Genomic DNA, 15,203 nt, shown 5'->3' with positions numbered 1-15,203 from the left:
TGAATCTACCACTGATTTTAGGCCTGACGCTGGCGCTACTCGGCGGATTTACGCTCCAGAACAATTTTCCAGAACGCATCGATCAGCGGTTCATGCAGCCGCTTTTTCGGCGCGCAGACCCCCAGCTCGAACGGTGTTTTTTCGTCACTGCGCTCTAAAATCATCACGCGATTACGTACTGGCTCCGGGCTGTTTTCCAGCACCACTTCCGGCAGCAGCGCTACGCCGCAGCCCAGCGCCACCATTGAAACCATCGCTTCGTGGCCACCCACCGTGGCGTAAATCGATGGGTTGCTGATTTTGTGACGGCGGAACCACAGCTCGATGCGGCGGCGTACCGGACCCTGATCGGCCATAATAAACGGCACTGTCGACCAGTCTGGCTTTTCGACCGAAACTTGATTACGCACCGGGCAGGGCAGCGCCGGGGCGATCAGTACGACCGTCAGATTCTCCAGCATCGAGAACGCCACCGCGCCGGGCAGCGTTTCGGGCTTACCGGCAATCGCCAGATCGGCCTCACCGGTGACCACTTTGTCCATCGCATCGGCGGCGTCGCCGGTGGTGAGCTTAATTTCCACCGATGGATGCTCGGCGCGGAAACGATCGAGAATGGGTGGCAGATGGCTGTATGCGGCAGTTACCGAGCAGAAAATATGCAGTTCGCCCGACAGCGACGGCCCCTGCTGGTCAAGGGTGTGACGTAACTGCTGGTATTGCAACAGCGTCTGCTGGGCAAACACCCGCAGCTCTTCACCGGCTTCAGTCAGCGTGACCGTGCGGTTATCGCGCACAAACAGCGGCTGCCCGAGATCTTCTTCCAGCCGCTGAATCTGCCTGGAGAGCGTGGAGGGACTGACGTGCATCGCCCGCGCGCTGCGGCCAAAGTGGCGGCTTTCCGCCAGATGCAGGAAGGTTTTCAGATCGCGTAAATCCACCGATTTCACCTCACGGTTCTATATTGCATAAATTGCAACGTGACGTTGTGAATATATCAATTTCCGCAATAAATTTCCTGTTGTAATGTGGGTTTACTTTCGCTGAACAGCGAACCAAATAATAAGCACCACAACACAACATCACGGAGTACACCATCATGGCTAACTACTTTAATACACTGAACCTGCGCCAGCAGCTGGCACAGCTGGGTAAATGTCGCTTTATGGGCCGCGACGAATTCGCCGACGGCGCGAGCTTCCTTCAGGGTAAAAAAGTGGTCATTGTCGGCTGTGGCGCTCAGGGTCTGAACCAGGGCCTGAACATGCGTGACTCCGGTCTGGATATCTCTTACGCCCTGCGTAAAGAAGCGATTGCTGAGAAGCGTGCTTCCTGGCGTAAAGCGACCGAAAACGGCTTCAAAGTAGGCACCTACGAAGAGCTGATCCCGCAGGCTGACCTGGTGGTTAACCTGACGCCAGACAAACAGCACTCCGACGTTGTACGTTCTGTACAGCCGCTGATGAAAGATGGCGCGGCGCTGGGCTACTCCCACGGCTTCAACATCGTTGAAGTGGGAGAGCAGATCCGTAAAGACATCACCGTGGTGATGGTAGCGCCGAAATGCCCGGGTACCGAAGTGCGTGAAGAGTACAAACGTGGTTTCGGTGTTCCGACGCTGATCGCCGTTCACCCGGAAAACGATCCGAAAGGCGAAGGTATGGCGATTGCTAAAGCCTGGGCTGCGGCCACCGGCGGTCACCGTGCGGGCGTACTGGAATCTTCTTTCGTTGCGGAAGTGAAATCTGACCTGATGGGCGAGCAGACTATCCTGTGCGGTATGCTGCAGGCCGGTTCTCTGCTGTGCTTCGACAAGCTGGTGGCAGAAGGCACCGACCCGGCTTATGCGGAAAAACTGATTCAGTTCGGCTGGGAAACCATTACCGAAGCGCTGAAGCAGGGCGGCATCACCCTGATGATGGACCGTCTGTCTAACCCGGCGAAACTGCGTGCTTACGCGCTGTCCGAACAGCTGAAAGAGATCATGGCGCCGCTGTTCCAGAAACACATGGATGACATCATCTCCGGCGAATTCTCTTCCGGCATGATGGCTGACTGGGCTAACGACGATAAGAAACTGCTGACCTGGCGTGAAGAAACCGGCAAAACCGCGTTCGAAACCGCTCCGCAGTATGAAGGCAAAATCGGCGAGCAGGAGTACTTTGATAAAGGCGTGCTGATGATCGCGATGGTGAAAGCGGGCGTTGAGCTGGCGTTCGAAACTATGGTGGATTCCGGCATCATCGAAGAATCCGCTTACTACGAATCACTGCACGAGCTGCCGCTGATCGCCAACACCATCGCCCGTAAGCGTCTGTACGAAATGAACGTGGTTATCTCCGACACCGCCGAATACGGTAACTACCTGTTCTCTTACGCTTGCGTACCGCTGCTGAAAGAGTTCATGACCACCCTGCAGACCGGCGATCTGGGTAAAGCGATTGCCGAAGGCGCGGTAGATAACGCGCAACTGCGCGACGTGAATGACGCAATTCGCGGCCATGCTATCGAGAAAGTGGGCCAGAAACTGCGTGGCTACATGACTGATATGAAACGTATTGCAGTCGCTGGATAAGCGAAGCGCCATCCGGCAAAAAAAGCCCGGTGTTTAAACACCGGGCTTTCTATTAGTTACGGTACAGCACTTTAATGATGTGGTAACCGAACTGAGTGTGCAGCGGGCCGGTTGGCTCCAGCACAGGGCAGGAAAAGACCACTTTGTCGAACGCCGGAACCATCTGGCCCTGGCGGAATTCGCCTAAATCACCGCCGCGTTTGCCTGATGGGCAGATGGAATGTTTCTTCGCCAGCTTGCCGAAGTCGGCGCCGTTTTTAATCTGTTCCAGAAGATCCAGTGCCAGTTTCTCTTCTTTAACAAGGATATGCACTGCTGCTGCTGTTTTTGCCATGATCGTGCCTTCAAAAGGGAGTCAGTAAGGCTGGCGATTTTAGCATGGCTTATCGGCGATACAGCACCTTGATGATGTGATAGCCAAATTTGGTTTTGACCGGCCCGTAAGGTTTAAGCAGTGGGCAACTAAATACGGCGGCATCAAATGGTCCCACCATCATCCCCTGTTTGAATTCACCCAGATCGCCACCGTTACGCCCGGATGGACAACGAGAGTAGCGTTTTGCCAGGTGATCGAAGCTAATACCGCGATCCAGCTTGCTTAGGATCTCCAGCGCCAGTTTTTCTTCTTTTACCAGGATATGCAGGGCTGCCGCGTGCTTAGCCATTATTTTGTTCTCATGTCTCAAAGATGTCCTGTTACTTTATCACCCGCCTTCGCCGTGAACATATACTCTTCGCCATCGCGGGACAGATGTCTCGCCTGATGTATGGAAGCGGGAGATAAGCGACACTTTTATCTGCCCTATTCCTTCCTGCCGGGGACAGCCGTCCTGTCCCTGAAGCCGTGGAGCGAGATAACATGGATACAATGAAAAAACCTGAATTTTCAGTCGGCTGGCTTTCCGGGCTTAGTGATATTGTTGGCGATCCACAGCTCTACGAATTACTGAAATATTGCCCTCTGGAAATCATGCAGCGATGGCGTTTTGAAGAGCGCCAGCGCGGAGCCTTTATTTGCCGACAGGGGGAAATGTGTCAGCGCTTTTCGCTGATTATTTCCGGTGAAGTGGATGTGTTCTATGAGGCTGAAGATGGACGTCGTTATCGTCAGGCCCGCTACCAGAAAGGCGACATGCTGGGTGAGCTCGAGATCTTTGAGTCGCGTCATTACATCTGTTCGGTGGTGGCGGTAGGGCATGTGCAGCTCCTGAGTTTGTCGCAGGAATATTTTTGCCGCTGGCTGGCCTTAGATAACCATTTTAACCAGCGGATGCTGCGCTTCTTTAGTCAGCAATATTATCAGCTGTCAAAAAAGGCCAGCAGTGACAATCTTTACTCGCTGCATCAGCGAGTGTGTCAGGCGTTATGGCTGCGTTATCAACAAGATGGAACGAATGAAATCTTGCTGGATAAGCTTAACCTCAGCCAGGAACTGGCGGCGACGACACGCAGTATTAACCGTATTTTACATGACCTGAAAGCGTTACAGATTATTGATACCGATGGTGAAAGTATTGTGTTGTCAGCCCCTGAAAAATTAAAGCGGGAGGCTGATATCGGATAACCGCAAGAGTGAAGGAGGCGGGAGAATGTCGCTGCAACCCCATATCCAGTTAAGCAAGGAGATGACCGGCGCACGCTATGCGCTACTTCCGGGTGATCCGTTGCGGGTCGATCGCATCGCCAATTTTCTTGATAACCCAGAACCGCTTGGTCAAAACCGCGAATTTCGCGCCGCGCGAGGTTGGTATCAGGGTGTTGAGATTTTGGTGCTCTCTACCGGAATCGGTGGGCCGTCTACTGCGATTGCTATTGAAGAACTGCGTCAGATCGGCGTAACGACCCTGATTCGTATCGGCAGCTGTGGGGCATTGCAGGATAATCTTGCGCTCGGCGACGTGATTATCGCCCATGCCGCGGTAACGGATGACGGGACCAGCCGTACCTATGCGCCTGCGGGCTATCCGGCCTGCGCCGACCTGCAGTTAACCTGGGAACTGATGGCGCAGGCGCGCCAGATGAATATCCCCGCCGCGTGCGGCCTGGTTCGAAGCCACGATAGTTTTTATACCGACCGGGAAACGGAACTGGATGCGCAGTGGTCGGCACTCGGCGTTCTGGGCGCGGATATGGAGAGCGCCGCTTTGATGACCATCGGCGCGCTGCGCGGGTTACGTACGGCGTCATTACTCAATGTGGTGGTTGCCCACAACGGTTGTCTGGATAGCAGTATCAATGATTATGTTCAGCAGGACGCGCTGTGTCAGCAGGGTGAAGAACGGCAAATTACCCTGGCGCTACGCGCCATTTATTCCGCTAGTCAGCCAGGAGGTAAGTGATGGATTTTTTCAGCATTAACAATGTGATGGTTAACATTCCTCTCGGCGAAGGCGGGTATGCGCTATCGTGGATTGAAGCCATTGGTACCGTATTTGGTCTGCTATGTATCTGGTGCGCCAGCCGGGAAAAAATCATCAATTACCTGTTTGGCCTGATTAACGTCACGCTGTTTGCGGCAATTTTTTTCCAGATTCAGCTTTATGCCAGTCTGTTGCTGCAGGTGTTTTTCTTCGCCGCTAACATTTACGGTTGGTATGCGTGGAGCCGGCAAAATGAGGCGCAGGAAGCAGCGCTCAAAGTACGTTGGCTTTCCCGTCAGCAAACCCTGGCATTAGGCGGTGTTTGTGCGGTGGCGATTGTTCTGATGACGCTGTTTATCGACCCGGTGTTTGCGGCGCTCACCCGCATCATGATTGCCCTGCTGCAAACATTTGGTATGCAGGTCGCTATGCCTGACCTCCAGCCCGATGCCTTCCCGTTCTGGGATTCCACCATGCTGGTATTGTCGATTGCGGCCATGGTCCTGATGACGCGCAAGTTCGTCGAAAACTGGCTGCTGTGGGTACTTATCGATTTGATTAGCGTGGTTATTTACGCGGTGCAGGGCGTTTACGCCATGTCGCTTGAGTATGTCCTGCTGACGGTGATTGCGGTGATGGGATCGTATAGCTGGATCAAGAGTGCGCAGCGAAACGGCTCTACACCGCTTGCCGCGACTGTTTCCTGATTGACCCGATTTTCTGGCTACCCGCACGGGTAGCCCGTTACTCTTTCTCTCCCTCTTTCTGCTACAATCCATCTCCCCGTGTTTACAGATTGAGCAATCCTTTATGCGTTTGAACCCCGGACAACAACAAGCCGTCGAATTCGTCACCGGACCTTGCCTGGTGCTGGCGGGTGCGGGTTCCGGCAAGACGCGTGTTATCACTAACAAAATCGCCCATCTGATTCGTGAATGTGGCTATCAGGCACGACATATTGCGGCCGTAACTTTTACCAATAAGGCTGCGCGCGAGATGAAAGAGCGTGTGGCGCAAACGCTGGGTCGTAAAGAGGCACGCGGATTGATGATCTCCACTTTCCACACTCTGGGATTGGATGTCATTAAGCGTGAATATGCGGCGCTGGGGATGAAGTCGAACTTCTCGTTGTTTGATGATACCGACCAGGTGGCCCTGCTTAAGGAACTGACTGAAGGGCTAATCGAAGACGACAAGCTTATCCTCCAACAGCTGATCTCGACGATCTCCAACTGGAAAAACGATCTGATGACCCCGGCGCAGGCGGCAGCCAGCGCAAAGGGTGAACGCGATCGTATTTTTGCCCACTGCTATGGTCTGTATGACGCACACATGAAGGCGTGTAACGTCCTCGATTTTGACGATCTGATTCTGCTGCCGACGCTGCTGCTGCAGCGTAATGAAGAGGTGCGCGAGCGCTGGCAAAATCGAATCCGCTACCTGCTGGTGGATGAATATCAGGATACCAACACCAGCCAGTACGAGCTGGTGAAATTGCTGGTAGGAAAACGCGCGCGCTTCACCGTCGTGGGCGATGACGATCAGTCGATCTATTCCTGGCGTGGCGCACGTCCGCAGAACCTGGTACTGCTGAGCAAAGATTTTCCAGCGCTGCAGGTGGTGAAGCTGGAGCAAAACTATCGCTCATCAGGGCGTATCCTGAAGGCGGCGAACATCCTCATTGCGAACAACCCACACGTCTTTGAAAAGCGGCTCTTTTCTGAGCTGGGCTACGGTGCTGAGCTGAAGGTGCTGAGCGCAAATAATGAAGAGCATGAAGCAGAACGAGTGACCGGGGAATTAATTGCCCATCACTTTGTGAACAAGACGCAATATAAAGACTACGCCATCCTGTATCGCGGCAACCATCAGTCGCGCGTGTTCGAAAAGTTTCTGATGCAGAACCGCATCCCGTACAAAATTTCCGGCGGGACGTCGTTCTTCTCGCGCCCGGAGATTAAAGATCTGCTGGCTTACCTGCGCGTGTTGAGCAACCCGGATGACGACAGCGCATTTTTGCGCATCGTAAACACGCCAAAGCGTGAAATCGGCCCGGCCACGCTGCAAAAGCTGGGGGAATGGGCGATGACGCGTAATAAAAGCCTGTTTACCGCCAGCTTTGATATGGGGCTTAGCCAAACGCTGACCGGGCGCGGGTATGATTCTCTGACCCGCTTTACGCACTGGCTGGGTGAAATTCAACGCCTGGCGGAGCGCGAGCCGGTTGCCGCCGTGCGCGATCTGATCCATGGCATTGATTACGAATCCTGGCTGTATGAAACCTCGCCGAGCCCGAAAGCGGCTGAAATGCGTATGAAAAACGTCAACACGCTGTTCAGTTGGATGACGGAGATGCTGGAAGGCAGTGAACTGGAAGAGCCAATGACACTGACTCAGGTCGTTACCCGCTTTACCCTGCGCGACATGATGGAGCGCGGAGAGAGCGAGGAAGAGCTGGATCAGGTGCAGTTAATGACGCTGCACGCTTCAAAAGGACTGGAGTTCCCGTACGTATTTATGGTGGGAATGGAAGAAGGATTTTTGCCGCACCAGAGCAGCATCGATGAAGACAACATCGATGAAGAGCGTCGTCTGGCTTACGTCGGAATTACGCGTGCGCAGAAAGAACTTATCTTCACGCTGTGTAAAGAACGTCGCCAGTACGGTGAGCTGGTGCGACCGGAACCGAGCCGTTTCCTGTTGGAACTGCCGCAGGATGACGTTATCTGGGAACAGGAGCGTAAAGTGGTCAGCGCCGAGGAGCGGATGCAAAAAGGGCAGGCCAGCATCGCTAATATTCGGGCAATGATGGCGAAAGCCAAAGAGAAGTAATATTTGGAGGCCGGATAAGCGTAAGCGCCATCCGGCAGCCAGTATCTAACGCACTTCCAGCGGCCAGTGGATATAGCTTTGCCACTGTATTTCCTGATCGATCAGCTCTGTACCTAATGGATGATGTTCCAGCCAGCCTTCCGGCAGCGTTAGCGTCAGATCCTCATCCTGAGCTTGCAGGGTGATATGTGGCACTAAATCGTCGCGACGGCGAGCGGCGAAGATGATCGCCAGGCGTAGTAAACGGCAAAGGTGCTCCGCGATGCGCGGTGGCACTGCGTTTTGCTGGTGGAGCGAAGAGAGGTCGACCGGGTTGGTCTGGTTGAGCAACAGCGTGGCTAACAGTTTTTTCTGTGCGGGAGTGAAGCCCGGGAGATCGAGATTACGTACCAGCCAGGCGGCGTGCAGCGGTGCCTGCTTATACTCCACGCTCAGCCCTATCTCATGCAGTTGGCAGGCACTTTGCAGCAGTTCGCGACTAATGGCTTCAAGATGCCACTCATCTTTCACCTGTTCGAGCAAATGAACAGCCAACTGCGTGACGCGATTCGCCTGATCGGTGTCGACCATAAATCGACGCTGAATATTACGCAGCGTACGGCTGCGAATGTCCTGATCAACCGGCAAGTGCAGCATACCGTAGACCAAACCTTCACGAAGTGCGCCGCCGGCCAGAGTCATGCACTGAATATTCAGTTCGGTGAAAATGGCGATCAGAATGGCCAACCCGCTGGGAAAAACCAGCGCGCGTTCCAGCGTTAACCCTTCGATTTCCAGCTCTTCCAGACGACCACAATGGATGGCGCGCTGTTTGAGCTGCTGAAGTTTGGCCAACGTAATGCGCTCATCCATACCCTGCGCCATCATGATTTCCTGTAACGCCTGGACGGTGCCAGAGGCACCAACGCAAACTTTCCAGCCATGAAAACGCAGTTTGTCGGCGACCGGGCGCAGAACTTCGCGAGCGGCTTTCTCGGCCTCGTCAAAGTTTTCCTGTGCCAGATTACGATCGGTGAAATAGCGTTCGAGCCAGGTGACGCAGCCCATTGACAGGCTGAACAGGGAAGTGGTTTGCGCGCCAGAACCGGTAACCAGCTCAGTGCTGGCGCCGCCAATATCAACGACCAGACGCTGATCGGCACCGCCAGTGGTGTGGGCAACACCTTGATAAATCAGGCGCGCTTCTTCTTCACCGCTGATAACTTGTACAGGACAGCCGAGGATCTCCTGCGCTTTGGCGATAAACTCATCGGCGTTTACCGCGATGCGTAATGTTGCTGTTGCAACCACGCGTATTTGCGGCTGAGGGATATCCTGCAGACGTTCAGCAAACAGGCGCAGGCATTGCCAGCCGCGCTCCATGGCTTCAACGGAAAGAACGTTGTCGCTGTTGAGCCCAGCGGCCAGACGCACCTTGCGTTTAATACGCGTAAGCGTCTGAATGCTTCCCGCCACCTCGCGTACAACCAGCATATGAAAACTATTCGAGCCTAAATCGATTGCGGCGTACAGCGAAGTAGAATTCATACACTTCATCCTTCAACCTGTATCTGTGTTGGCTGCGTTCTCTCACCCGAATCACTTACTAAAGTAAGCTCATCGGGATTCGTTTTCTTGCCGCCTTGATACAGGCTGAATGATTTTGTGTATGGCATAACTTTTCTTAACCTGAACGACGACGATTACGCGGAGCACCACCGGTACGGCGTGGGCCATTGCCTGTGCGTGGACGCGTTAAGCGTAATGGCTTCGGCAGATCGGTCATCAGCGCATCCGGGTTGTACTTGCTGACCGGGATCGAGTGGCCGATATAGGTCTCGATTGCGGGTAAATTCAGCGCGTATTCTTCACAGGCCAGGCTGATAGAGTGACCGCTTGCTCCTGCGCGTCCGGTACGACCGATACGGTGAACGTAATCTTCACAGTCATCCGGCAGGTCATAGTTAAATACATGCGTTACGGCTGGGATATGCAGACCACGCGCGGCGACATCCGTCGCAACGAGAATGTCGAGATCGCCACGGGTGAATTCATCCAGAATACGCAGACGTTTTTTCTGCGCCACGTCACCGGTCAGCAGACCGACGCGATGACCGTCAGCGGCAAGACTGCCCCAGATATCTTCACAGCGATGCTTGGTGTTAGCAAAGACGATGGCGCGATCTGGCCACTCTTCTTCAATCAGCGTTTGCAGTAAACGCATTTTCTCTTCGTTGGAAGGATAGAAGAGCTCTTCTTTAATACGGTGACCTGTCTTCTGTTCCGGTTCGACTTCAACGTACTCGGCGTTATTCATCTGTTCGAACGCCAGTTCGCGAACGCGGTAAGAGAGAGTTGCAGAAAACAGCATGTTCAGACGTTGGGTGGTTGGCGGCATACGGCGGAATAGCCAACGGATATCTTTGATAAAGCCCAGATCGTACATACGATCGGCTTCATCCAGCACCACGACCTGAATCGCGCCCAGGTTAATATGGTTCTGTTTTGCATAGTCGATGAGACGACCGGTCGTGCCGATAAGAATATCGACGCCGCTTTCCAGCACTTTCAGCTGTTTGTCGTAACCGTCGCCGCCATAAGCCAGACCTAATTTCAGACCGGTGGTCTGCGCCAGCGGTTCTGCGTCGGCGTGGATCTGCACGGCTAACTCACGCGTTGGCGCCATAATTAACGCACGCGGTTGGTTCACCTTGCGATCGGCAATCGCGGGATGAGAGAGAAGATAATGAAACGTTGACGTCAGGAACGCCATCGTTTTTCCGGTACCGGTTTGCGCCTGCCCTGCAACATCACGACCTGCCAGCGTTAGCGGCAGCGCGAGGGCCTGAATGGGCGTGCAGTTATGAAAGCCTTTATTTTCAAGGGCTTCTATCACCTTTGGGTGCAGGGCGAAGTCGGAAAACTTCTGTTCTGTTAAATGTGTTTTGCTCATAGTGTGGTAGAATATCAGCTTACTATTGCTTTACGAAAGCGTATCCGGTGAAATAAAGTCAACCTTTAGTTGGTTAATGCTACATCAACACGTCGTTGATTAAGAGTACACCAACGCACCAGGCTTATTCCTGTGGAGTTAATATGAGCGATAAAATTATTCACCTGACTGACGACAGTTTTGACACGGATGTACTCAAAGCGGACGGAGCTATCCTTGTTGATTTCTGGGCAGAGTGGTGCGGTCCGTGCAAAATGATCGCTCCAATTCTGGATGAAATCGCTGACGAATATCAGGGCAAACTGACGGTTGCTAAACTGAACATTGACCAAAACCCAGGCACCGCGCCGAAGTATGGTATCCGTGGCATCCCGACCCTGCTGCTGTTTAAAAACGGCGAAGTTGCGGCGACGAAAGTCGGCGCACTGTCCAAAGGTCAGTTGAAAGAATTCCTCGACGCTAATTTAGCGTAAGGAAGTCTCATGATCGGGCGACCATACTTCGAAATGATTCGGATGACTGGACGCCCGACTTGAGTCGTGCTAAGTTAGTGTTGACTTCGTATTAAACATACCTTATTAAGTTTGAATCTAGTTATATCCAATACTTCCCGTAGTTTCTCGCGCGAGAAGTGGACAGATTCCTGGCTTGTCACTCAATCCGTCTTGTCGTTTCAGTTCTGTGTACTTTCCTGTGACCAGACAGCGAACAGACATGAGTTGATGGCCGTAAACAGGCATGGATGACCCTGCCATACCATTCACAACATTAAGTTCGAGATTTACCCCAAGTTTAAGAACTCACACCATTATGAATCTTACCGAATTAAAGAATACGCCGGTTTCTGAGCTGATCACTCTCGGCGAAAATATGGGCCTTGAAAACCTGGCTCGTATGCGCAAGCAGGACATTATTTTTGCCATCCTGAAGCAGCACGCAAAGAGTGGCGAAGATATCTTTGGTGACGGTGTGCTGGAGATATTGCAGGATGGATTTGGTTTCCTCCGCTCTGCAGACAGCTCCTACCTCGCCGGTCCTGATGACATCTACGTTTCTCCCAGCCAAATCCGCCGTTTCAACCTCCGCACTGGTGATACCATTTCTGGTAAGATTCGCCCGCCGAAAGAAGGTGAACGCTACTTTGCGCTGTTGAAAGTTAACGAAGTTAACTACGACAAACCAGAAAACGCCCGTAACAAAATCCTCTTTGAGAACTTAACCCCGCTGCACGCAAACTCTCGTCTGCGTATGGAACGTGGTAACGGTTCTACTGAAGACTTAACGGCGCGTGTACTGGATCTGGCATCACCGATCGGTCGCGGCCAACGTGGTCTGATTGTTGCTCCGCCGAAAGCAGGTAAAACCATGCTGCTGCAGAACATTGCGCAGAGCATTGCTTACAACCATCCAGACTGCGTGCTGATGGTGCTGCTGATTGACGAACGTCCGGAAGAAGTGACCGAGATGCAGCGTCTGGTGAAAGGTGAAGTGGTTGCGTCTACCTTTGACGAACCCGCCTCCCGTCACGTCCAGGTTGCGGAAATGGTTATCGAGAAGGCGAAACGTCTGGTTGAACACAAGAAAGACGTTATCATTCTGCTCGACTCCATCACCCGTCTGGCGCGTGCTTATAACACCGTGGTACCTGCTTCCGGTAAAGTTCTGACCGGTGGTGTGGATGCCAACGCCCTGCATCGTCCGAAGCGTTTCTTCGGTGCGGCGCGTAACGTGGAAGAGGGCGGCAGCCTGACCATCATCGCCACTGCGCTGATCGATACCGGCTCTAAAATGGATGAAGTTATCTACGAAGAGTTTAAAGGTACCGGCAACATGGAACTGCATCTCTCTCGTAAGATTGCGGAAAAACGCGTCTTCCCGGCTATCGACTACAACCGTTCCGGTACCCGTAAAGAAGAGCTGCTCACCACTCAGGAAGAGCTGCAGAAAATGTGGATCCTGCGTAAAATCATCCATCCGATGGGTGAGATCGATGCAATGGAATTCCTCATTAACAAGCTGGCGATGACCAAGACTAACGACGACTTCTTCGACATGATGAAGCGTTCCTGATTCAGGCATCATCTGAAAACGCCACGTTTTTACGTGGCGTTTTGCTTTTATGGCTGTAATCTTAACGACACAATAACGATAATACGGTATGACTTACCAACAAGTAGAAAAAGATTCGTAATCTGTATCTTGTGGTTGATAATTATACAAAACCATTGGATATGAAGTCGGGTTTCCCTTCTGAATAAAGGTCTTCGTGGTTATACTTCTGCTATTAATATTCTCTGAGAGCATGCATTGTGAATTTACTGACAGTAAGCACTGATCTCATCAGTATTTTTTTATTCACAACACTGTTTCTTTTCTTTGCCCGCAAGGTCGCAAAAAAGATTGGTTTAGTGGATAAACCCAACTTCCGTAAACGGCATCAGGGACTGATTCCGTTGGTTGGGGGGATTTCGGCTTACGCGGGTGTATGTTTTACGTTTGCCATTGCTGACTATTACATCCCGCATGCTTCTCTCTATCTGGCTTGTGCTGGAGTATTGGTTTTGGTCGGCGCGTTAGACGATCGCTTTGATATTAGTGTAAAAATTCGAGCAGTTATCCAGGCCGCGATTGGCATTATCATGATGTCGGTTGGTAAACTCTATCTGCTTAGCCTTGGGTATATTTTTGGCCCCTGGGAGATGGTGCTCGGTCCGTTCGGTTATCTACTTACTCTGTTTGCCGTTTGGGCGGCGATAAACGCCTTTAATATGGTGGATGGGATTGATGGTCTGCTGGGCGGGTTGTCCAGCGTTTCATTTGCGGCGATGGGGTTCATTTTGTGGTTCGATGGGCAGACGAGCCTGGCTATCTGGTGTTTTGCCATGATCGCCGCCATTCTGCCTTATATTCTGCTAAATCTGGGCATTCTTGGACGTCGCTATAAAGTTTTTATGGGTGATGCGGGCAGTACGCTGATCGGCTTCACAGTGATCTGGATCCTGCTCGAAACTACTCAAGGTAAAACGCATCCTATTAGTCCGGTCACAGCACTGTGGATTATTGCCATTCCGTTAATGGATATGGTGGCAATCATGTACCGACGCTTGCGAAAAGGCATGAGTCCTTTCTCAGCGGACCGCCAGCACATACATCATTTGGTGATGCGGGCAGGGTTTACTTCCCGACAGGCATTTGTTCTGATTACGCTGGCTGCGGCGGTTCTGGCGTCTATCGGCGTGTTGGCTGAATATTTTCGCTTAGTCCCTGAATGGGCCATGTTGTTGCTTTTTTTACTGGCCTTTGGCCTCTACGGTTACTGTATCAAGCGCGCCTGGAAGGTAGCGAGATTTATCAAGCGAGTGAAGCGCAGATTGCGAAGAGTTCGTGAAGGCAAACCAAACTTAACCAAGTAAATTGAGGATGCAATGAGACAACCATTACCGGGGGAAGACGCCGTGAGCGCTGAAAATGAACTGGATATCCGTGGGTTGTTTCGTACCTTGTGGGCAGGGAAGGTGTGGATCGTCGGTATGGCTCTCGCCTTTGCGATAGTGGCTCTCGCCTATACATTTTTTGCTCGTCAGGAGTGGAGTGCAACAGCGATTACTGACAGGCCAACGGTCAATATGTTGGGGGGGTTTTACTCTCAACAACAGTTTTTACGTAACCTGGATATAAAGGCCAGTCTCGCATCTGCCGACCAACCGTCGGTAATGGATGAAGCCTATAAAGAATTCATCATGCAGCTTGCTTCCTGGGATACACGCCGAGAATTCTGGCAGCAGACTGATTATTACAAGCAACGTATGGTCGGTAACAGCAAAGCCGATGCGGCGATGCTGGATGAATTGATAAATAACATTCAGTTTTTGCCTGGCGATGCTCTGCGTAACACCAATGACAGCGTGAAGCTGATTGCCGAGACGGCGCCGGATGCCAACAATCTGCTGCGCCAGTACGTGGCGTTTGCCAGCCAGCGCGCGGCACGTCATCTTAACGATGAGTTAAAAGGCGCATGGGCCGCACGCACGGTGCAAATGAAAGCGCAGGTTAAACGCCAGGAAGAAGTAGCAAAATCCATTTTCTCTCGCCGCGTCCACAGCATTGAACAAGCGCTTAAAATTGCTGAACAGCATAATATTTCGCGTACTTCCACAGATGTTCCAGCTGATGAGTTGCCAGATTCAGAATTGTTCTTACTCGGACGTCCTATGTTGCAGGCTCGACTCGAGAATTTGCAGTCAATTGGTCCGGATTTCGATCTGGACTATTTTCAGAACAGAGCCATGCTGAACACCCTGAATGTCGGGCCAACTTTAGATCCCCGTTTTCAGACCTATCGTTATTTGAGGACGCCGGAAGAACCGGTAAAACGTGACAGCCCTCGTCGCGCCTTCCTGATGATTATGTGGGGTATTGTCGGGGCTCTGATCGGTGCTGGTGTCGCGTTAACCCGTCGCCGTCCGATTTAGCAATGCCGTTGCAGTGAGGGGCTGGGCCCTCGCTG

Annotated in this window: 15 protein-coding genes; 10 read left to right on the top strand and 5 right to left on the bottom strand. The window is 52.4% G+C overall.

Annotated elements, in window-relative coordinates:
• Positions 1–35: 35 nt before the first annotated feature.
• Positions 36–938 (bottom strand): HTH-type transcriptional activator IlvY, encoded by a 903-nt coding sequence (ilvY, locus tag WHR59_RS23715; RefSeq protein ID WP_075145435.1) that lies wholly within the window; start codon positions 936–938, stop codon positions 36–38.
• A 158-nt stretch (positions 939–1,096) separates the two neighbouring features.
• Here ilvY and ilvC point away from each other — a divergent pair, with 158 nt between their 5' ends.
• Positions 1,097–2,572, top strand: a complete 1,476-nt coding sequence (ilvC, locus tag WHR59_RS23710; RefSeq protein ID WP_047407650.1) for a ketol-acid reductoisomerase — start codon at positions 1,097–1,099, stop codon at positions 2,570–2,572.
• 52 nt (positions 2,573–2,624) lie between these two features.
• Here ilvC and ppiC (WHR59_RS23705) read toward each other — a convergent pair whose 3' ends face one another.
• Both ppiC (WHR59_RS23705) and ppiC (WHR59_RS23700) read right to left on the bottom strand, forming a co-directional pair.
• Positions 2,625–2,906, bottom strand: a complete 282-nt coding sequence (gene ppiC, locus WHR59_RS23705) for a peptidylprolyl isomerase PpiC (RefSeq protein WP_003017999.1) — start codon at positions 2,904–2,906, stop codon at positions 2,625–2,627.
• 49 nt (positions 2,907–2,955) lie between these two features.
• Positions 2,956–3,237 (bottom strand): peptidylprolyl isomerase PpiC, encoded by a 282-nt coding sequence (ppiC, locus tag WHR59_RS23700; RefSeq protein ID WP_043018967.1) that lies wholly within the window; start codon positions 3,235–3,237, stop codon positions 2,956–2,958.
• A gap of 194 nt (positions 3,238–3,431) precedes the next feature.
• Here ppiC (WHR59_RS23700) and WHR59_RS23695 point away from each other — a divergent pair, with 194 nt between their 5' ends.
• The 4 genes from WHR59_RS23695 to rep all read left to right on the top strand — a co-directional run bounded on the left by WHR59_RS23695 (position 3,432) and on the right by rep (position 7,764).
• Positions 3,432–4,136, top strand: a complete 705-nt coding sequence (locus WHR59_RS23695; RefSeq protein ID WP_047407647.1) for a Crp/Fnr family transcriptional regulator — start codon at positions 3,432–3,434, stop codon at positions 4,134–4,136.
• Positions 4,137–4,161: 25 nt separating this feature from the next.
• Complete coding sequence (locus tag WHR59_RS23690; protein WP_198432241.1) at positions 4,162–4,911, top strand: nucleoside phosphorylase; 750 nt, start codon at positions 4,162–4,164, stop codon at positions 4,909–4,911.
• A complete protein-coding gene (gene pnuC / locus WHR59_RS23685) occupies positions 4,911–5,639 on the top strand; it encodes a nicotinamide riboside transporter PnuC (protein WP_047407642.1) in 729 nt (242 codons plus the stop codon). The genes WHR59_RS23690 and pnuC overlap by 1 nt, the downstream gene beginning before the upstream one ends.
• A 103-nt stretch (positions 5,640–5,742) precedes the next feature.
• Positions 5,743–7,764 (top strand): DNA helicase Rep, encoded by a 2,022-nt coding sequence (rep, locus tag WHR59_RS23680; protein ID WP_016157836.1) that lies wholly within the window; start codon positions 5,743–5,745, stop codon positions 7,762–7,764.
• Positions 7,765–7,809: 45 nt separating this feature from the next.
• Here rep and gppA read toward each other — a convergent pair whose 3' ends face one another.
• Positions 7,810–9,291 (bottom strand): guanosine-5'-triphosphate,3'-diphosphate diphosphatase, encoded by a 1,482-nt coding sequence (gene gppA, locus WHR59_RS23675; protein ID WP_338843491.1) that lies wholly within the window; start codon positions 9,289–9,291, stop codon positions 7,810–7,812.
• Positions 9,292–9,427: 136 nt separating this feature from the next.
• Positions 9,428–10,696, bottom strand: a complete 1,269-nt coding sequence (gene rhlB, locus WHR59_RS23670) for an ATP-dependent RNA helicase RhlB (RefSeq protein WP_003829013.1) — start codon at positions 10,694–10,696, stop codon at positions 9,428–9,430.
• Positions 10,697–10,839: 143 nt separating this feature from the next.
• Between rhlB and trxA the strand changes: the two genes are divergently transcribed.
• The 5 genes from trxA (at position 10,840) to wzzE (ending at position 15,168) form a co-directional block, all read left to right on the top strand.
• On the top strand, positions 10,840–11,169 hold the full coding sequence (trxA, locus tag WHR59_RS23665) for a thioredoxin TrxA (RefSeq protein ID WP_001280776.1): 330 nt from the start codon (positions 10,840–10,842) through the stop codon (positions 11,167–11,169).
• Between the two features lie 130 nt (positions 11,170–11,299).
• Entirely contained in the window at positions 11,300–11,419 is a 120-nt protein-coding gene (locus WHR59_RS23660) for a rho operon leader peptide (RefSeq protein WP_072033422.1), read from the top strand.
• An 87-nt stretch (positions 11,420–11,506) separates the two neighbouring features.
• Entirely contained in the window at positions 11,507–12,766 is a 1,260-nt protein-coding gene (rho, locus tag WHR59_RS23655) for a transcription termination factor Rho (protein WP_002437993.1), read from the top strand.
• A 239-nt stretch (positions 12,767–13,005) separates the two neighbouring features.
• On the top strand, positions 13,006–14,109 hold the full coding sequence (wecA, locus tag WHR59_RS23650) for a UDP-N-acetylglucosamine--undecaprenyl-phosphate N-acetylglucosaminephosphotransferase (RefSeq protein WP_043018971.1): 1,104 nt from the start codon (positions 13,006–13,008) through the stop codon (positions 14,107–14,109).
• A gap of 12 nt (positions 14,110–14,121) precedes the next feature.
• Complete coding sequence (gene wzzE / locus WHR59_RS23645; protein WP_043018972.1) at positions 14,122–15,168, top strand: ECA polysaccharide chain length modulation protein; 1,047 nt, start codon at positions 14,122–14,124, stop codon at positions 15,166–15,168.
• The last annotated feature ends 35 nt before the right edge of the window (positions 15,169–15,203 follow it).

Origin of the sequence: Citrobacter europaeus (genome assembly GCF_037482245.1) — a bacterium.
Taxonomy (GTDB): Bacteria; Pseudomonadota; Gammaproteobacteria; order Enterobacterales; family Enterobacteriaceae; genus Citrobacter; species Citrobacter europaeus.
Note: the sequence above shows the minus strand (reverse complement) of the source record. Positions and strands in the feature narration are given on the sequence as shown.

Excerpts from the sequence above, each read along its gene's own strand:
- rep (WP_016157836.1), top strand. The coding sequence starts at position 5,743 with ATGCGTTTGAACCCCGGACAACAACAAGCCGTCGAATTCGTCACCGGA.
- WHR59_RS23695 (WP_047407647.1), top strand. The coding sequence starts at position 3,432 with ATGGATACAATGAAAAAACCTGAATTTTCAGTCGGCTGGCTTTCCGGG.
- ppiC (WP_003017999.1), bottom strand. The coding sequence starts at position 2,906 with ATGGCAAAAACAGCAGCAGCAGTGCATATCCTTGTTAAAGAAGAGAAA.
- wzzE (WP_043018972.1), top strand. The coding sequence starts at position 14,122 with ATGAGACAACCATTACCGGGGGAAGACGCCGTGAGCGCTGAAAATGAA.
- WHR59_RS23690 (WP_198432241.1), top strand. The coding sequence starts at position 4,162 with ATGTCGCTGCAACCCCATATCCAGTTAAGCAAGGAGATGACCGGCGCA.
- ppiC (WP_043018967.1), bottom strand. The coding sequence starts at position 3,237 with ATGGCTAAGCACGCGGCAGCCCTGCATATCCTGGTAAAAGAAGAAAAA.
- trxA (WP_001280776.1), top strand. The coding sequence starts at position 10,840 with ATGAGCGATAAAATTATTCACCTGACTGACGACAGTTTTGACACGGAT.
- rhlB (WP_003829013.1), bottom strand. The coding sequence starts at position 10,696 with ATGAGCAAAACACATTTAACAGAACAGAAGTTTTCCGACTTCGCCCTG.
- gppA (WP_338843491.1), bottom strand. The coding sequence starts at position 9,291 with ATGAATTCTACTTCGCTGTACGCCGCAATCGATTTAGGCTCGAATAGT.
- pnuC (WP_047407642.1), top strand. The coding sequence starts at position 4,911 with ATGGATTTTTTCAGCATTAACAATGTGATGGTTAACATTCCTCTCGGC.
- ilvC (WP_047407650.1), top strand. The coding sequence starts at position 1,097 with ATGGCTAACTACTTTAATACACTGAACCTGCGCCAGCAGCTGGCACAG.
- rho (WP_002437993.1), top strand. The coding sequence starts at position 11,507 with ATGAATCTTACCGAATTAAAGAATACGCCGGTTTCTGAGCTGATCACT.